This is a genomic window from Arthrobacter cupressi (assembly GCF_900099975.1).
Taxonomy (GTDB): domain Bacteria; phylum Actinomycetota; class Actinomycetes; order Actinomycetales; family Micrococcaceae; genus Arthrobacter; species Arthrobacter cupressi.
Genome location: NZ_FNEI01000004.1, coordinates 113,351 through 129,097, shown reverse-complemented (window position 1 = coordinate 129,097; position 15,747 = coordinate 113,351). Strand labels below are relative to the sequence as shown.

At 67.1% G+C, this 15,747-nt stretch carries 17 protein-coding genes; 5 read left to right on the top strand and 12 right to left on the bottom strand.

Translation table 11 applies throughout. The annotated features are described in order from the left end of the window. Positions 1 to 52: 52 nt before the first annotated feature. A complete protein-coding gene (locus BLP88_RS06565; protein ID WP_074587879.1) occupies positions 53 to 670 on the bottom strand; it encodes a TetR/AcrR family transcriptional regulator in 618 nt (205 codons plus the stop codon). A gap of 94 nt (positions 671 to 764) precedes the next feature. Here BLP88_RS06565 and BLP88_RS06560 point away from each other — a divergent pair, with 94 nt between their 5' ends. Then, positions 765 to 1,094, top strand: a complete 330-nt coding sequence (locus BLP88_RS06560; protein WP_074587878.1) for a thiamine-binding protein — start codon at positions 765 to 767, stop codon at positions 1,092 to 1,094. Positions 1,095 to 1,114: 20 nt separating this feature from the next. Here BLP88_RS06560 and BLP88_RS06555 read toward each other — a convergent pair whose 3' ends face one another. Beyond that, on the bottom strand, positions 1,115 to 1,645 hold the full coding sequence (locus tag BLP88_RS06555) for a YbhB/YbcL family Raf kinase inhibitor-like protein (protein ID WP_074587876.1): 531 nt from the start codon (positions 1,643 to 1,645) through the stop codon (positions 1,115 to 1,117). Positions 1,646 to 1,710: 65 nt separating this feature from the next. On the opposite strand from BLP88_RS06555, the gene BLP88_RS06550 reads away from it, so the two are divergent. The 3 genes from BLP88_RS06550 (at position 1,711) to BLP88_RS06540 (ending at position 5,451) form a co-directional block, all read left to right on the top strand. Continuing rightward, positions 1,711 to 2,382: an O-methyltransferase gene (locus BLP88_RS06550; RefSeq protein WP_074588106.1), complete on the top strand. Its 672-nt coding sequence runs from the start codon at positions 1,711 to 1,713 to the stop codon at positions 2,380 to 2,382. 259 nt (positions 2,383 to 2,641) lie between these two features. After that, positions 2,642 to 3,862, top strand: a complete 1,221-nt coding sequence (locus BLP88_RS06545) for an IS110 family RNA-guided transposase (protein ID WP_074588104.1) — start codon at positions 2,642 to 2,644, stop codon at positions 3,860 to 3,862. Positions 3,863 to 4,383: 521 nt separating this feature from the next. After that, positions 4,384 to 5,451, top strand: a complete 1,068-nt coding sequence (locus tag BLP88_RS06540) for a UDP-N-acetylmuramate dehydrogenase (RefSeq protein WP_074587874.1) — start codon at positions 4,384 to 4,386, stop codon at positions 5,449 to 5,451. On the opposite strand, the gene BLP88_RS06535 is transcribed toward BLP88_RS06540, so the two are convergent. Then, positions 5,448 to 5,906 carry a hypothetical protein gene (locus BLP88_RS06535; protein ID WP_074587873.1) on the bottom strand — a complete coding sequence of 153 codons (459 nt, stop codon included), beginning with the start codon at positions 5,904 to 5,906 and terminating at the stop codon, positions 5,448 to 5,450. The genes BLP88_RS06540 and BLP88_RS06535 overlap by 4 nt on opposite strands. A gap of 71 nt (positions 5,907 to 5,977) precedes the next feature. Here BLP88_RS06535 and BLP88_RS06530 point away from each other — a divergent pair, with 71 nt between their 5' ends. Continuing rightward, positions 5,978 to 7,114, top strand: a complete 1,137-nt coding sequence (locus BLP88_RS06530; RefSeq protein WP_074587871.1) for a winged helix DNA-binding domain-containing protein — start codon at positions 5,978 to 5,980, stop codon at positions 7,112 to 7,114. 4 nt (positions 7,115 to 7,118) lie between these two features. Here the strand turns inward: BLP88_RS06530 and BLP88_RS06525 are convergent, their stop codons facing one another. The 9 genes from BLP88_RS06525 to mshD form a co-directional block, all read right to left on the bottom strand. Next, on the bottom strand, positions 7,119 to 7,532 hold the full coding sequence (locus tag BLP88_RS06525) for a hypothetical protein (RefSeq protein WP_245679787.1): 414 nt from the start codon (positions 7,530 to 7,532) through the stop codon (positions 7,119 to 7,121). A gap of 207 nt (positions 7,533 to 7,739) precedes the next feature. Then, on the bottom strand, positions 7,740 to 8,072 hold the full coding sequence (locus BLP88_RS19110; protein WP_245679786.1) for a hypothetical protein: 333 nt from the start codon (positions 8,070 to 8,072) through the stop codon (positions 7,740 to 7,742). Between the two features lie 162 nt (positions 8,073 to 8,234). Then, complete coding sequence (gene asd / locus BLP88_RS06515; protein ID WP_074587867.1) at positions 8,235 to 9,365, bottom strand: aspartate-semialdehyde dehydrogenase; 1,131 nt, start codon at positions 9,363 to 9,365, stop codon at positions 8,235 to 8,237. 308 nt (positions 9,366 to 9,673) lie between these two features. Further along, positions 9,674 to 9,889, bottom strand: coding sequence for an NF038396 family protein (locus tag BLP88_RS06510; protein WP_074587865.1), 216 nt, complete (start codon positions 9,887 to 9,889; stop codon positions 9,674 to 9,676). A gap of 3 nt (positions 9,890 to 9,892) precedes the next feature. Beyond that, positions 9,893 to 10,456: a dihydrofolate reductase gene (locus BLP88_RS06505; protein WP_074587863.1), complete on the bottom strand. Its 564-nt coding sequence runs from the start codon at positions 10,454 to 10,456 to the stop codon at positions 9,893 to 9,895. Then, complete coding sequence (locus BLP88_RS06500; protein ID WP_074587861.1) at positions 10,453 to 11,256, bottom strand: thymidylate synthase; 804 nt, start codon at positions 11,254 to 11,256, stop codon at positions 10,453 to 10,455. Before BLP88_RS06500 ends, BLP88_RS06505 begins: the two co-directional genes overlap by 4 nt. Positions 11,257 to 11,417: 161 nt before the next feature. Then, positions 11,418 to 12,401 (bottom strand): NUDIX hydrolase, encoded by a 984-nt coding sequence (locus BLP88_RS06495; RefSeq protein WP_074587859.1) that lies wholly within the window; start codon positions 12,399 to 12,401, stop codon positions 11,418 to 11,420. 9 nt (positions 12,402 to 12,410) lie between these two features. Further along, positions 12,411 to 14,660: an RNA degradosome polyphosphate kinase gene (locus tag BLP88_RS06490; protein WP_074588101.1), complete on the bottom strand. Its 2,250-nt coding sequence runs from the start codon at positions 14,658 to 14,660 to the stop codon at positions 12,411 to 12,413. A 103-nt stretch (positions 14,661 to 14,763) separates the two neighbouring features. Next, positions 14,764 to 15,735 (bottom strand): mycothiol synthase, encoded by a 972-nt coding sequence (gene mshD, locus BLP88_RS06485; protein WP_074587857.1) that lies wholly within the window; start codon positions 15,733 to 15,735, stop codon positions 14,764 to 14,766. Between the last annotated feature and the right edge of the window lie 12 nt (positions 15,736 to 15,747).

Here is a 15,747-nt window from a genome sequence, read left to right as displayed (position 1 = left end):
CGGGAAAGAGGAAGCGGGTTGGCGGCGGGCGCCGATCCCACCAGGGAAATAGCTAGAGAAAGACGCCCGGGATGGGCGTTTGTGCGGGCAAAGGGCGGCCGGGCCGCTCGGTGCGGATGGCATCTTCCACCAGCGCCACCGGCCGCTCCCAGGCGTTCGAACCCGGCTCCATGGTGTCCACGGAGCCGATCAGCATGGCCACCAGCCGGATCATGTCCTCGATGGTGATGTCCTTGCGCAGCGAACCCTGTCCCTGCCCGCGGGCCAGCAGGACCGCCATGGAATCGACAAGCCCGCCCGTGATGCCCATCAGCAGGTTGCGCCTTCCGGCGACGGCGCCCAGCAGGTTGGCGTCTTCGCTCGCCACCATCACGACGGCGTCGATCACCTTGATGAGCCCTTCCGCGGCGTCCATTCCCGCGAGGGCCTCCTCGGCCACCGGGTCCACATGCAGCCTCAGCTGGCGGGACAGGGCGGCGAGAACCAGTTGCTGTTTGTCCGCGAAGTTCCGGAACAGGGTGGCCGGCCCGACGCCGGCGGTGGATGCGATGGTCTGCAGGGGAACATCCGGACCCAGTTCGCGGAAACATTGCCTCGCCGCGGTGATGATCTTGTCCACGTTCCGGGCGGCATCGGCCCGGAGTGGCTTGCGTTCTGGGGGCAGACTCATGCTGCCCAGATTAGCAACGCGGGCGCCGCCAACCCCCGAATCGGGGCCGTGGTCGCTTTTTTATGACACGGGCATGCCGTGAAAGACTTGGCCCATGTTGCTCGCCTTCTCCGTAGCCCCGTCCGGCCAGCCCGCCGATGGGAGTGCCGCCGCAGCCGACGGCTCCGTGCACGACGCCGTCGCCGAGGCCGTGAAGATCGTCCGGGACTCCGGCCTGCCGAACCGCACCGACTCCATGTTCACCACCATCGAGGGCGAATGGGACGAGGTGTTCGACGTCGTCAAGCGCGCCACCGAGGCCGTGGGCAAATACGGCAGCCGGGTGTCCCTGGTCATTAAGGCCGACATCCGGCCCGGCTACTCCGGTGAACTCACCGGCAAGGTGGAGCGTCTGGAAGACGCCCTCTCGGCGCAGGAGTCCTGAACGGCCTCTCGGAAGCGGCGTCAGCGCCGCTCGAACACGCCCGTGATCGTGGCGCGGGCCAAGGTGTGCTTGTCCAGCAGCGGCCCGAGCCTAGGCGCTGGCATGCCGCGGGTGAGCCGTAGGTCCGCCACGTCCAAAGCGTGAACGGCCACCACATAACGGTGCTGTCCGGACCCCCGGGGCGGTGCGGCGCCCAGGTAGTCGGCCGTGCCGGCGTCGTTCTTTAACTGGACCGCGCCGCCGGGAAGCAGACCGCTGTTCGCGGTGCCCGCACCGGCCGGCAGTGACATGGTCGCGGCGGGAATTCCGACGACGGCCCAGTGCCAATATCCCGAGCGCGCATCGGGGTCGAAGACGGTGACGGCATAGCCCTTGGTACCTTCCGGGGCGCCGTGCCAGGCCAGTCCGGGCGATTCGTCCTTGCCGCCCGCGACGCCCAGGCGGGCGCTGGTCTGGGCGGGCGGCAGGGTGTGCCCGTCCTCGAAGGATGCGGACTCCACCGTGAAAACGGGCAGGGACTCCGGGGTCTTGTACGGCAATGGACTTCCCATGGATCTACTCTCCCACCATGCCGGCGGCCTTCCCAGCCCGCGGCCCGGGTGCCAGACTGGGGCCCATGTTCGAACACAGGGTCCAGCCCGCTTGGGCAGAGGTCGAAGAATACTTGTCCGCCGCCGTCGTGCATCCCGGTCCCGAACTGGACCGCGCGCTGCGTTCGGCCGTGGACGCCGGGATGCCGGCCATCGAAGTGGCGCCCAACGCCGGGAAGCTGCTCAAGCTGCTGGTGCAGCTGAGCGGCGCGCGCCGGGTGCTGGAGATCGGCACGCTGGCCGGGTTCAGCACCATCTGGATGGCCCAGGGGCTGCCCGACGACGGCCAGCTCATCACCTGCGAGTACCTGCCGCTGCACGCCGAGGTGGCGCGGAAGAACGTGGACGCGGCCGGGGTGGGCCACAAGGTGGACATCCGCGTGGGCCCGGCCCTGGACACCCTGCCATTGTTGGCGGGCGGGGAGTCATTCGACCTCGTGTTCATCGACGCCGACAAGCAGAACGACTCGAACTACCTGGACTGGGCCATCCGGCTCGGCCGCCCCGGCACCGTGATCATCCTGGACAACGTCATCTGGGAAGGCGCCATCCTGGACAACTCCATGGACGAGGTCAACGCCCCCGGGATCACGGCCGCCCTGGACATGCTGGGCCAGGATCCCCGCCTGGACGCCACGGCCATCCAGACCGTGGGCACCAAGGGCTGGGACGGCTTCGCGATCGCGCGCGTGGTGTGAGCTTTTACTCTGCCCCGGGCTGAGCTTGGGGGTGGCTGAAGCAGCCCAACTTTCATGGTCAGCGTTGGTGGTGCACCCCGGAACGGGAGGCACAAAATGCTCCGGTGCGTCCAAAAGCTGGGCTGCTTCAGTCAGGCTGATATGAGTTGAGTTAGTCCTTCCAAAGCACCTCCGGAGCTGTCAGGACGGGATGTATCAGATTCCGTTGAGGACCTGGGGCTTATCCGTGGGCCCTCCCGCACCTTCGGAGGTGTTTGTTATGTCTGTTCAGAGCCTGGGGGCTGCTGGTTCGCTGGTGGTTGTTGCCGTGGATGTTGGCAAGAATGTAGTCGCGTTATCGGTCACCGATGCCGGCCGGCACCGCTTGTTGGGTCCTGTGGATTTTGAGATGACGGGCCGGGGTCTGGACTGGGTCCTCGGTCTTATCAGAAGCAAGCTGGCCGGGTTGGACGTTCCGGTGAAAGTCGGGATCGAGGCGGCCGGGCATTATCACCGGCCGCTGCTGGGACCGTCTGTGTGGCCTGCGGGCTGGCAGGTGCTGGAGCTGAATCCGGCGCATGTGGCCGAGCAGCGCAGGGTCCAGGGACGGCGGCGGGTCAAGACGGATGCCTTGGATTTGGAGGCGATCACGGAGTTGGTGCTGGCTGGCCGGGGTCTGCCCGTCACCGCCCGTGAGGCCGTGATCGGTGAGTTGGGCGCGTGGGCCGCGCATCGGACCCGCAGGGTCCAGGCGCGGACCGCGACGAAGAACCAACTGCTGGGCCAGTTGGACCGGGCCTTCCCAGGGCTGACTCTGGTCCTGCCGGATGTGCTCGGGACGAAAGTGGGAAAGCTCATCGCCGCGGAATTTGCGGACCCGAAGCGGCTGGCCACGCTGGGTGCGGGCCGGTTCATCCGGTTCGCAGCCTCCCGCGGGCTCCAGGTGCGCCGGCCGCTGGCTGATGGGCTGGTTGAGGTCGCGCGCGACGCACTGACCACCGTGGACGCTCCGGTGGCTCGGCAGGTTCTTGGCGCCGATCTGGCACTGCTGACCGAACTCAGCGCGCAGATTGAAGTGGCCGAGGCCGAGATCGCCCGGCTGCTGCCGCTGAGCCCGTTCGCGACGCTTACCACGACTCCCGGCTGGGGTGTGGTGAGGGCCGGTAACTATGCCGGGGCGCTGGGTGACCCGCAGCGCTGGCCCGGGCCATCGCAGATCTACCGGGCTGCGGGTCTATCTCCCACCCAGTATGAGTCGGCAGGCAAACGGCGCGACGGGACCATCAGCAGGGAAGGCAGTGTGGCGTTACGCCGGGCCCTGATTGATCTCGGCATGGGGCTGTGGTTCAACGATGCGCCCGGCCGGGCCTACGCCGATGGACTCAAGGCCCGGGGGAAGAAAGGCGGTGTGATTGCCTGCGCGATGGCGCACCGCGCCACCAGGATCGCGTATGCCATGGTCCGGGACGAGGTCGTCTACGACCCCGCCCGCTGGGCGTGACCATCCCGGCTGACCGCCCTCGGATAGCTGGCCGATCGCGCCGCCGGCGCGAGGGAGCGGTCAACGTGGAGCGCCCGCAGCGCAGCGAGGACGAACGACGTTGACAGCGGCAAGCCGACGGCGCACCATTCAGGGCGGCCGGAAGGCGCGTCAGTTGCGGTATTCATAGGAGGTGCGCCCCCAACCACTTCACAGCTCCGGACGCCGGTGAGACGCTGGAACCGACGAAGGGCCGGATCAGACGCCGCGCAGGCTATGGCGGACGCTCACGCGTTACGCCGCTTCTAGCTTGGCGCCCGGCCCTTCGCCCCGGGTGCAGCCCGAACGACGCCAGATGACCCGGTGAAATGCCCGAGGTCGGATAAGTCAGCGTGGGCGCACCCCGAACCATCGCCGGTCCAGCCAACAAACCGTCAGCCGCCACACCCGATTACGCGCGCCCCCGGCCCCCTCCCCGAGGCGTGAACCGCCGCGCCCTGGACACAGCCTTGACACGACCTATAGCCAGCTAGACTCGATTGGTGACCCAGACGCTGCTTTCCGAACTGACCACCGCTGCCGTGGGCGGACCTGCCTCCCGATATCTCGAGGCGCACACCGAAGCGGAAATCATCGACGCCGTCCGTTCCGCCGACGCGGCGGGGGAGAAACTGCTCATTGTCGGCGGCGGTTCCAACCTTCTGGTCGCGGACGCCGGGTACCCGGGCACCGTGCTGAAAATCGCGTCCGAAGGCTTCACCGTGAACTCCGAGGACAGCTGCGGCGGTGTGTCCGTGGTGGTGCAGGCCGGGCACAACTGGGATGCCTTCGTGGAGCACGCGGTGCTGCACGCCTGGTCCGGCGTCGAGGCGCTCTCCGGCATCCCCGGGGCAACGGGCGCCACGCCGGTGCAGAACGTGGGTGCCTACGGCTCCGACGTCTCGCACACCATCGCGTCCGTGCGCACCTGGGACCGCGGGACCAACGCGGTGAAGACCTTCAGCAACTCGGAACTGAAGTTCGGCTACCGTGACTCCGTCCTGAAGCAGACCACTGTTGAAGGCTCCCCGCGCTACGTGGTGCTCACGGTGGAATTCCAGCTGCCGCTGGGCCGCATGAGCGCCCCCGTCCGCTATGCCGAGCTCGCCCGCGCGCTCGGGGTGGAGCCGGGCAAACGCGCCTACGCGAACGACGTCCGCCGCGAAGTCCTGCGCCTGCGGGCGTCCAAGGGAATGGTCTTTGACCCCGCGGACCGGGACACCTACTCCACCGGTTCGTTCTTCACCAACCCGGTGGTTCCCGCCGCGGACGCCACGGCCCTGCCGGAGGGTGCCCCGCAGTATCCGGCAGGGGCCGAGGGCCTGGTGAAGCTGTCCGCGGCCTGGCTGATCGAGCACTCGGGCTTCGCCAAGGGCTACGGGCTGGACGCCGGCAGCGTCTCGGGCGGCCGGGCCTCGCTGTCCACCAAGCACACCCTGGCCATCACCAACCGGGGCAATGCCAGTGCGGCAGACATGGCCGCCGTCGCCCGCGAGGTGCGGCGGGGCGTCGTCGAACACTTCGGCATCGAACTGCACCCGGAACCGCTGCTGATCGGCCTGGAACTCTAGCGTTCCTCCGGGGTGCGCACCTTGTTGAGCAGCAGGAAGGTCAGGCCGCAGTCCACGGCGCCCAGCAGGAAGATCTGGCTAAAGGCGATGCTCTGCGGTGACGGCCCGGTGGGGGAGACCCAGCCGGCTGCCGCGAAGCCCGCCACAGCTACCAGCATGACGACGGCGGCCAGCAGGAAACTGCGTGCCTGACCGTCCGTTTCGCCCTGCTCCGTCGCCGGCCGCCGGGCGCGGCCGGGCTGGGTCCAGATGGCCAGGACGAGGAACAGGGCGGATGCCCCGGTTCCGGCGAGGCCCGTTGCCTGCACTGCCTGCATGGACGGGCTGAGCCGCACCCCCGAGCCGACGGCGACGGCGAGCCCGCAGGCCAGGCCCACGCCGGCCAGGCACCAGGCGAAGGCCGCCAGGCGCCGGCTCAGGGGCCGCAGGAGCGCACCGCTCTCACCGAAAAGCATGCCTCCAGCCTAGGAAACACGACTGTGCGGAGGCTGGAAGTCCGGTGGGCGGCAGCCCCTAGGATGAGGTCATGGGTTCCGCGACAAGCCGTATCACCGCCAAAGTGATGGGCCGACTCAGGCTCGCCAGCCAGGGCCTCCTGGGCGGGCCGCCCGGAGAGTCCGGCGCCTTCGACTCGGTCGAGGCCTGCGTGCGCCACATGACCGCGATGCAGGCCCAGGACCTCGCCTCGGCCCTGTGGGCCGTGGGGCAGCGGGTTCCCGGCAGCAAGGCATCGGACGTGCGGGCTGCCCTCGATTCCGGCGTGGTGGTCCGTTCCTGGCCGTTCCGTGGCACCCTGCACCTCGTCCCGGCCAAGGATCTGCGCTGGATGCTGGAGATCACCAGCGCGCGGATGGTCCGGACCATGGCCGGCCGGCACCGGGAACTCAGCATCACGGCCGAGGATGTTGCGCATTGCCGGGACATCGCCGGGGAACTGCTGGCTGAGCAAACAGGTGCCACCCGGGAGCAGCTTTTCGAGGCCTTCGAGGAAAACGGCCAGATCACCAAGGCCCAGCGCGGGGTCCACCTGCTGGGGACCCTATGCCTGGACGCATGGCTGGTGCAAGGTCCGATGGCGGGCACGGAGGGAAAAGCCGCAGGCCAGCAGCTGTTCATGCCGTTCGAGGAATGGATTCCCAAACCGCGGAAGCTCGGACGCGAGGAAGGCGTCGCCGAACTCCTGCACCGCTACCTGCGCAGCCACGGCCCGGCCACCCTGGATGATTTCAGCTGGTGGACCCAGATTCCCAAAACCGAGGTGAAGGCCGCGTTGGGCCGGATCAAGGACCGCGTGGTGGAGCTGGAGTTCGAGGAAACCTCCTACTGGCTGTCGCCCGAGGCCGCTGCCCTGCTCGACGACGGCGTCCCCGGCTCCCGCACGCTGCTCGCCTTGCCCGGGTTCGACGAATTCCTGCTCGGCTACAAGGACCGCAGCCTGGTCCTCGCCCCGGAGCACGCCCAGAGGGTGGTGCCGGGCGGCAACGGGGTCTTCAAACGGATGATCGTCGCCGGCGGCTCGGTGACCGGAACCTGGGCGAGGAGCGGCACGGGCCGCACTGCCGCCGTCGTGGCCGAACCGTTCGACCCGGGTGGCCTCCCGCCGGCGGCTGCGCGCTCGTTCGAGGTGCAGGCGGCGAAATACCTCAAGTTCATGGCCGGGTGAGCTGTCAGTTGAGCTGCCGGGGGCTTGGCTCCGGGATGCCGCGTTCGCTGCGTACACGCTTGGCCGAGCGTTCACGGACGGCAAGACTCGCGGAGTAGGCTACGCCGCCAATGCTCAACACCGTCAGGAACAGCGCACCCCACAGTGGGCCCTGTCCCTGGCCGGTGGGTGCGAAGACCAGGACGACGGAAAACACGGCGATGCCGGTGAACACCACGGCCATGACCCACATGCCCCACCACGAGGTGACGATCGCTCCGGAACCGGCCCGGGCGAAGCCGAGCTCGTCGCGGGCGTAACTGTACAAGTCCCCGTTAGCCGTCCGGGACAGGGTGCGCTTCTGGCCGGCCGCGACGGCCTGCTGGTGCCAGGCCGTCATGTTGTCGTCGCGCGCCTGGCGTTCGGGATCAAAAGCCACTCGTCAGTCCTGCCTGATGTCCCTGGTCCGTGCCAGGACATCGTCGTCGTTTAGCCCAGCTATCTCGTCGATGGAGTCGCTTCCGGCTTCTTTGTCTCCCACGGTCCAGGAACCGTTGGCGCTTGAGCAAGAGCATGCGGCCAGCGGGGACTTCTCGCCTCCGGATCGTTGCGCCACCGGCAGGGTTGTCTTCCAGATGCTTGCGGATCACATGGAAGTTGCCCTCGGCGGGGAGACCGCCGGGTTCTGGGCCATGGCAAACCAACTCTGGTAGGCGCGGGGCTGGAGCAGGATCTTGTACTCGCCGGATTCGATGGACAAGACGCTGTCGGCCGAATCCGGTGTGAGCAACGCGATTTCCATGCGTCGTGTGGCAGAGGTCAGCGCCGCGGTTACAGCTGCGACGGCTCCGCTGACACTCAGTTCGCCGCCGGCTTCGACGGTAGCGAAGCCGCGGGCGACCAATGAAGAGGCGCCCCCGAACTGTTGAGCCAGCTGCCGAAGCTGGGCGACGTCGGCGCCCCAAAGGTTTCCTGCCACAAATATTCCCCAACGATAGAAGTGGGCCAAGGTTCTGCGCCGACCCTAATACGCTCCGCATCTCCGCCGCGATGGGGACTCCTGCCCCTGTGGACAAGGGTGAAAAAGCAGGCCCCGGCGGAAAATCCGCCGGGGCCTGGCTTGGGTGCCTTCGCTGGCAGCTTAGAGCGTGCCGGTGGCGATGTTCAGCATGCGGCGCAGAGGCTCGGCCGCGCCCCACAGGAGCTGGTCGCCCACAGTGAACGCGCTGATGTATTCCGGGCCCATTTCGAGCTTGCGGATGCGGCCCACCGGGATGTCCAGGGTGCCGGAGGCAGCAACCGGCGTCAGGTCGGCCATGGAGGCTTCCTTGGAGTTCGGAACCACCTTGGCCCACTCGTTGTCCTCGGCCAGGAGCTTCTCGATTTCCGCCACGGACAGGTCTTCGCGCAGCTTGAGGGTCAGTGCCTGGGAGTGCGAACGCATGGCACCGATGCGGACGCACAGGCCGTCCATGATGATGCGGTTCTCATCGGAGGTGCCCAGGATTTTGTTGGTCTCGACCCCGGCCTTCCATTCCTCTTTGGACCGGCCATTGCCGAGGTCGGCGTCGATCCAAGGGATCAGGGAGCCGGCCAGCGGGACGCCGAACTGGGTGGCGTCGATGTCGGTGCGCTGGTGGGCGAGGACCTTGCGGTCGATGTCCAGGATGGCCGACGCGGGGTCGTCCAATTCGGTGCTCACTTCGGCGTTGAGGGTGCCGAACTGGCTGAGCAGTTCGCGCATGTGGCGCGCGCCGCCGCCCGAAGCTGCCTGGTACGTCATGGAGGTACCCCATTCGACGAGGCCGTTCTTGAACAGCCCGCCGAGGCCCATCAGCATGCAGGACACGGTGCAGTTGCCGCCGATGAAGTCCTTGGTGCCGTTGGCGAGGCCCTTGTCGATGACGTCGCGGTTGATGGGGTCCAGCACGATGATCGAGTCATCGTTCATGCGCAGGGTGGAGGCGGCGTCGATCCAGAGGCCGTCCCAGCCGCGGCTGCGCAGTTCGCCGTGGACCTGCTTGGTGTAGTCGCCGCCCTGGGCGGTGACAATAATGGGCAGCTTCGCCAGCGTCTCAATATCGAACGCGTCCTTGAGCTTGCCTGCGCCTTCAGCGAAGGAAGGCGCGGCACCTCCTGCGTTCGAGGTGGAGAAGAACACCGGGTTGATGTTGGCGAAGTCGCCCTCGTCCTGCATGCGCTGCATCAGGACGGAGCCGACCATGCCACGCCAACCGACCAGTCCAACGGACGGATTAGCTGCTGTAGTCATTGGACCAGTTTAGACATTTGGGCCATTTCGGCGCTGTCGGTTACGTCACCCGGGGCGTGTACGACGGCGGAGGGACGAGCGTAAGCCGGGCTCAGCTTGGCCCATCCGGAAACGGATGGCTGCTGTTGGGGAAGTTCTCCCGGGTAATGGTGATGCTTCCCGGGTGCTGCTCGAACCATCTCCGTGCCTGATCGTCGGTAACGCCATAACGAGGCTTGGGAAGGCCCTTTGACTGTAGGGTTTTCCGGGATGTGGCCGCGATGGGGACTTCTGTCCCTGTGGATAAGTCCTCTGCCGGCGGCTTAATGCTAGCTGTCGCTTTCCTGCAACAGAGCCGCCTTGCGTGCCCGCACCGCGAAGAAAGCACCGAAGGTGAACACCTGGGTGACCACCACCAGCACGATGATGCCCACGATCTTGTTGCCGCCCAGGATCATGGTGAGCCCCACGATCGCGGACACGAGGGCAAGCAGGGGCAGCAGCATGTAGCCGAGCACGAACAGGGTTTCAGGTTTCTTCAGCATTTCTCAGTCTTCCGTCCGGCGCCACGTGGTGATCCGGTAGTTGGTGCCGCTCTTGGATTCGAGCCAGCCTTCGTCCGGTTCGCTGGAGGCAAGTTCCCAGCGCTCCCCGAGCTCAGGCGCGTACGTATCGCCGTCGGTGTCGGAATCGATCACGGTGACCACGGCGACGTCGGCGAGCTCCATCGACTGCCGGTAGATTTCGCCGCCGCCCACGATCCAGACCATCGCGTTGCCGGGAGCGAACTGAGACTCCAGCAGCGCCTCGTCCAGCGAGGACACGACGACGGCGCCCTCCGCCTCGGGTGTGCCGGCCCAACCTTCCTGCCGGGTCACCACGATGTTCGTCCGCCCGGGCAGCGGCCGGTACTTTTCCGGGAACGACTCCCAGGTTTTGCGGCCCATGATGACGGGGTGGCCGGTGGTCAGCGCGCTGAAGTGCTTGAGGTCTTCGGGCACATGCCAGGGCATGGTGCCGTCCCGGCCGATGACGCCCTGCGAAGTCTGGGCCCAGACCATGCCGATCTGGGATGCCAACTCCCGGCCGTCGGGGGATCCTGCGGCGCTCATACGGCCACCGGTGCCTTGATGGCGGGGTGGTGCCGGTAGCCGACCACCTCGAAGTCCTCGAAGCGGTAGTCGAAGATCGACTCGGGCTTCCGGGTGAAGCGCAACTGCGGGTACTCGTAGGGTTCGCGGCCGAGCTGCTCGGTGACCTGATCCACGTGGTTGTCGTAGATGTGCACGTCCCCGCCGGTCCAGACGAACTCACCGGGCTCCAGGCCGAGCTGCTGCGCCACCATCATCGTGAGGAGGGCGTAGGAGGCGATGTTGAACGGCACCCCCAGGAACATGTCGGCCGAGCGCTGGTAAAGCTGACAGGAGAGTCTGTCGTCCGCCACGTAGAACTGGAAGAACGCGTGGCACGGCGGAAGGGCCATGTCCTTGATTTCGGACACGTTCCAGGCCGACACCAGGTGGCGGCGCGAATCCGGGTTCTCAGCCAGGCCCTTCATGAGTCCGGCGATCTGGTCCACGTGGCCGCCGTCCGGGGTGGGCCAACTGCGCCACTGCACGCCGTATACGGGGCCGAGCTCGCCGTCGGCGTCCGCCCATTCGTCCCAGATGGTGACGCCCTGCTCCTGGAGCCACTTCACGTTCGACTCCCCGCGAAGGAACCACAGCAGCTCCAGCGCGAGGGACTTGAAATGCACGCGCTTGGTGGTGATGAGCGGGAAGCCCTGGCTCAGGTCGAAGCGCAGCTGGCGTCCGAAAACACTCCGTGTGCCGGTCCCGGTGCGGTCCGACTTGTGGGTTCCGTTGGCCAGGACATCGCGGAGAAGGTCTTCGTAAGGGGTGGGGATGCTCACGGGTCCAGCTTACTTTAGCCGCCCGTTGAGCAGCCCGATCACGGCGTCTGCGTCGAGTCCTGCCGTGCGGGCCGCGTCCGCCATGCGGTCGACGGCGGCCAGCACGTCCGCCGTCGGCGTGTCGCCAGGGCCGCGGGAACCGGAGTCAACCGGGCCGGCTCTTAGTCGTCGAAGGGTTTGAACTGCTCGACGGCGACAACCCGCCCGCCGTTGCCCCGCGACACATGGCAGACGATCATTTCGCCCGGCGCGAGGTACGGATCCTCCCGCGGAAGAAGCGCGCGGAGTTCGGGACCCATGTGCCCGGCCAGCGTTTTGAGGATGGTCGGCAGTGCAGGCCGGTGCGTGCATACGGCGACCGGCTGCTGCTTGTCGAACAGGGCCGAGACGGTGTCGCCCGTCTTCTTGGGCTTGCGTTCGTGGGCGTGCTCGGTCAGCGCGTCCACCAGCTTGACCTTGGCGCCGGCGGCCTTCGCGTAGGGGGCAATCGTCGCAACGCACCGGGTCCAGGGGCTGGTGACGATCCGCGGCGGTTTCCACGCGTCCAACAGCCGTTGCACGGCAAGGGCCTGCCGCTGTCCGGTCGCGGCGAGCGGACGGCTGCCTTCGGCCTTGGTCCACGAGGACCGAGGCTTGGCCTTGGCATGCCGGACCAGGATCAGGGGCCAGGTATCCAGCTCATTGTTGGCGTGGGCCTTCGCAAGTTCCTTGAGCGGCGCGACGTCGCTGGGATTGCTCAGGTACTGGGCCGCCCGCTCGGGACCTGCCCACATCACCGCGTCGACTTCCTTGCCGTCAGGCTTGATGCCGTTGCCGTTGAGCAGGGCAGCGTTCAGGTGCACAGCCCAGTAGTGGACCACCTTCAGGCCGGCAGTGACGTGGTAGTGGATGGGCGGCAGGGGGATGCCCAGGGTTGCCTGGATGCCGATCTCTTCCGAGATCTCGCGCACCGCGCACTGGGGGATTGTCTCCCCGGCGTCGATCTTGCCCTTTGGCCAGGACCAATCGTCGTACTTGGGCCGATGGATCAGCAGCACCTCAAGGGCGCCCTTGTTCAAGCGCCAGGGGATCGCCCCCGCCGCGGTAACCGCGACTTCCTCGCCGGGATGGTCGGTCTGGTCCGCGATCGGTGTATCGCTCTTCACTGCTGCTGCCTACCGCCGGGAAACTGCGCGCTGGCGGGAGCGGGATGCCAGAAGCCAGGACTGGATGTCCAGCAGGGGAGTCCCATCCTCGGCCAGGTGGTGGCGGGTCCAGTGGCCTTCGTTGTCCAGGTGCCAGCTGGAGGTCCCGGGATCGAGGTAGCGCCGCAGCAGGTCCAGGACCTCGGCGGTGTCTTCGCGGCTGGACAACTGCACCAGGGCTTCCACCCGGCGGTCCAGGTTGCGGTGCATCATGTCCGCCGAGCCGATGTAGACCACGGGGGAGTTGCCGTTGGCGAAGGCGAAGACGCGGGAGTGTTCCAGGAAGCGGCCCAGCACGGAGCGGACCGTGATGTTTTCGCTCAGGCCCGGAACGCCCGGCCGGAGCGAGCAGATGCCGCGCACCAGCACGTCCACCTTCACCCCCGCCTGCGATGCCCGGTACAGGGAGTCGATGATGGCCTCGTCCACCATGGAGTTGACCTTGATCTGCACCCGCGCAGGCAGCCCGGCGCGGGCGTTGCTGATCTCGGTTTCGATCCGGTCGATCAGCCCGGACCGGACGGACCGCGGAGCCACCAGGAGCCGCTTGAAGGTGGACTTCGGCGCGTAGCCGGAGAGCTGGTTGAAGAGCTTGGACAGGTCTTCGCCCACCTGGTCGTTGGAGGTGAGCAGGCCGAGGTCCTCGTAGTAGCGGGCCGTGCGGGGGTGGTAGTTGCCGGTGCCGATGTGGCAGTAACGGCGCAGGCCGTCCACCTCCTGGCGGACCACGAGGGAGAGCTTGCAGTGGGTCTTGAGTCCCACGATGCCGTACACCACGTGCACGCCTGCCTGCTCCAGCTTCCGCGCCCAGGAGATGTTGGCCTGTTCGTCGAAGCGGGCCTTGATTTCCACCAGGGCCAGGACCTGCTTGCCTGCCTCGGCGGCGTCGATCAGGGCGTCCACGATCGGCGAGTCGCCGGAAGTGCGGTAGAGGGTCTGCTTGATGGCCTGGACCTTCGGGTCCGAGGCGGCCTGCTCCAGGAAGGCCTGGACCGACGTCGAGAAGGAGTCGTAGGGGTGGTGCAGCAGGATGTCCCGGCGGCGCATGGCTGCGAAGACATTGGCGGCCTTGGACGTTTCAGACTCGTTCAGGTACCGGGAGGTGTGCGGCACGTGCTTCGGGTAGTGCAGGTCCGCACGGTCGATTCCGGCGATCACGGACAGGCCGCGCAGGTCCAGCGGGGCCGGGACCGAGTAGACCTCGGACTCCTCGATGCCCAGTTCGCGGATCAGGAGCGCCCGGATGTTCGGGTTGATGTCCGTGGTGACCTCGAGCCGGACGGGCGGGCCAAAGCGGCGGCGCAGCAGTTCCTTCTCTAGGGCCTGCAGGAGGTTCTCGGCGTCGTCTTCTTCAACCTCCACGTCCTCGTTGCGGGTGACGCGGAAGCTGTGGTGTTCCACCACTTCCATGCCCGGGAAGAGCTTGTCCAGGTGGACGGCGATGACTTCTTCGAGGGCGATGAAGCGGGCCACGCGGCCCGGGATGGCGCCGGCGCGCGGGCCGTCGATGGAGATCAGGCGGGGAAGCTGGTCCGGCACCTTCACGCGGGCGAACAGTTCCTTGTCGCTCACGGGGTTCCGGACGATGACCGCGAGGTTCAGGGACAGTCCGGAAATGTACGGGAACGGGTGGGCGGGGTCCACGGCGAGAGGGGTGAGGATCGGGAAGACCTTCTCGCTGAACATGGTGCTCAGGCGGTGCTGGGCTTCATCGTCCAGCTCATCCCAATGCATGAGGTGGATGTGCTCGTAGGCCAGGGCCGGGCGGATCTGCTCCGCGAACACGCGGGCGTGGCGCTCCTGCAGCTTGTGGGCGGCCTCGCCGATCTGCTCGAGGACCTCGATGGGGCTCAGCCCGGCGGGGGAGGGCACCGCCAGGCCGGTGGCGATGCGGCGCTTCAGGCCCGCCACCCGGACCATGAAGAATTCGTCCAGGTTGGACGCGAAGATCGACAGGAAGTTGACCCGCTCCAGGAGGAAGAGATCCGGGTCCTCGGCAAGTTCCAGAACGCGGGCGTTGAAGGCCAGCCAGCTCAGTTCACGGTCCAGGAAGCGGTCCGGCGAAATGTCGCCTTCCGGTTCCAGGGACGGGGCGAACTCGGGGATGTCGATGCGGTCCTGCGTGGCCCTGGATGCGGGTACCTCGGAGGAGCCGAAGCGGGGAGGCAAGGTAGAGCCTTTGACCTCGGTCTTGGCTGTTCCTGCCGGTTCCGGGTTCATCGGATTCTCCTTCATTCAGGGCGGGTTTCCTTCAACCCTACAAGTATCTCCGCCTTCCGGAATTCCCCATGACCGGTGCGTGAAGCGGCTTGTCCGCAGCACGTTAATTTTCTGTTAACGGCCCGTACATGACATCCGCATCCCAGCGGACAAAACCGAGTTTCTGGTAAAGCGTCACGGCCGCGGTGTTGTCCGCATCGACGTACAGCATCACCGCGTGCAGCTCGTGCTGCTCCAGGTGCCGGATCCCGGCAACGGTCAGTGCTTTGCCAAGGCCCAGGCCCTGGGCGGCGGGAGTCACGCCCACCACGTACACCTCGCCGATCGGCGGGTGTCCGCCGTGTCCGGGGTGAACCTTTGTCCAGTGGAAGCCAAGCAGTTCACCGGCTTCGTTTTCGGCCAGCAGGAAACCTGCCGGGTCGAACCAGTCTTCATCCATCCTTGCTTCGAGGTCGGCCCGGGTCATGGAGCCTTGTTCGGGGTGGTGCGCGAACGCCGCCTTGTTGGCTGCCAGCCAGGCGCCTTCATCCTGGCCCGGCACGAAGGCTCGGAGGGTGACTCCGTCCGGGAGACCGGCGTCGGGCATTTCCGCCACGGACGCCATCAGGCGCATCCGCCACAACTCCCGGACCGGCTTGTAGGAAAAGCGCGCAGCCAGTTTTGCGGCCGCGGCGTGGTCCCCGTGGGACCAGGCGCTCAGTCCGCGCAGGCCGCGGGTGTCCTGCAGGTAGCCGAGCAGGCGGCCGGCAACGCCCTGGCTGCGATAGCTGGGATGCACTGCCATTTCCAGGACCCCGGTGCCGTCCGGCTCCCCGACAACGACGGCGACCCCCGCCAGATCCTCGCCGCTGGAGGGATCGCTGTCCTCATCCGGGGCGTACAGGGCCAGTGTTGTGAGCAGGTGGTCCGAGGAGCCGGCACCCCGCAGCAGCACCAGGGTCTGTTCGGACAGCGGCGGGTTGCCGTCCGCCTCCTCGGCGGCTGCGGCCAGGGCTTTGATGTCCCTGAGCAGTTCCGGGTCCGCTGCGCCGTTGAGGGCGAGGACCGGCCATTTTTCCGGATGCGCAAGACTCATGCAGCAAGGCTA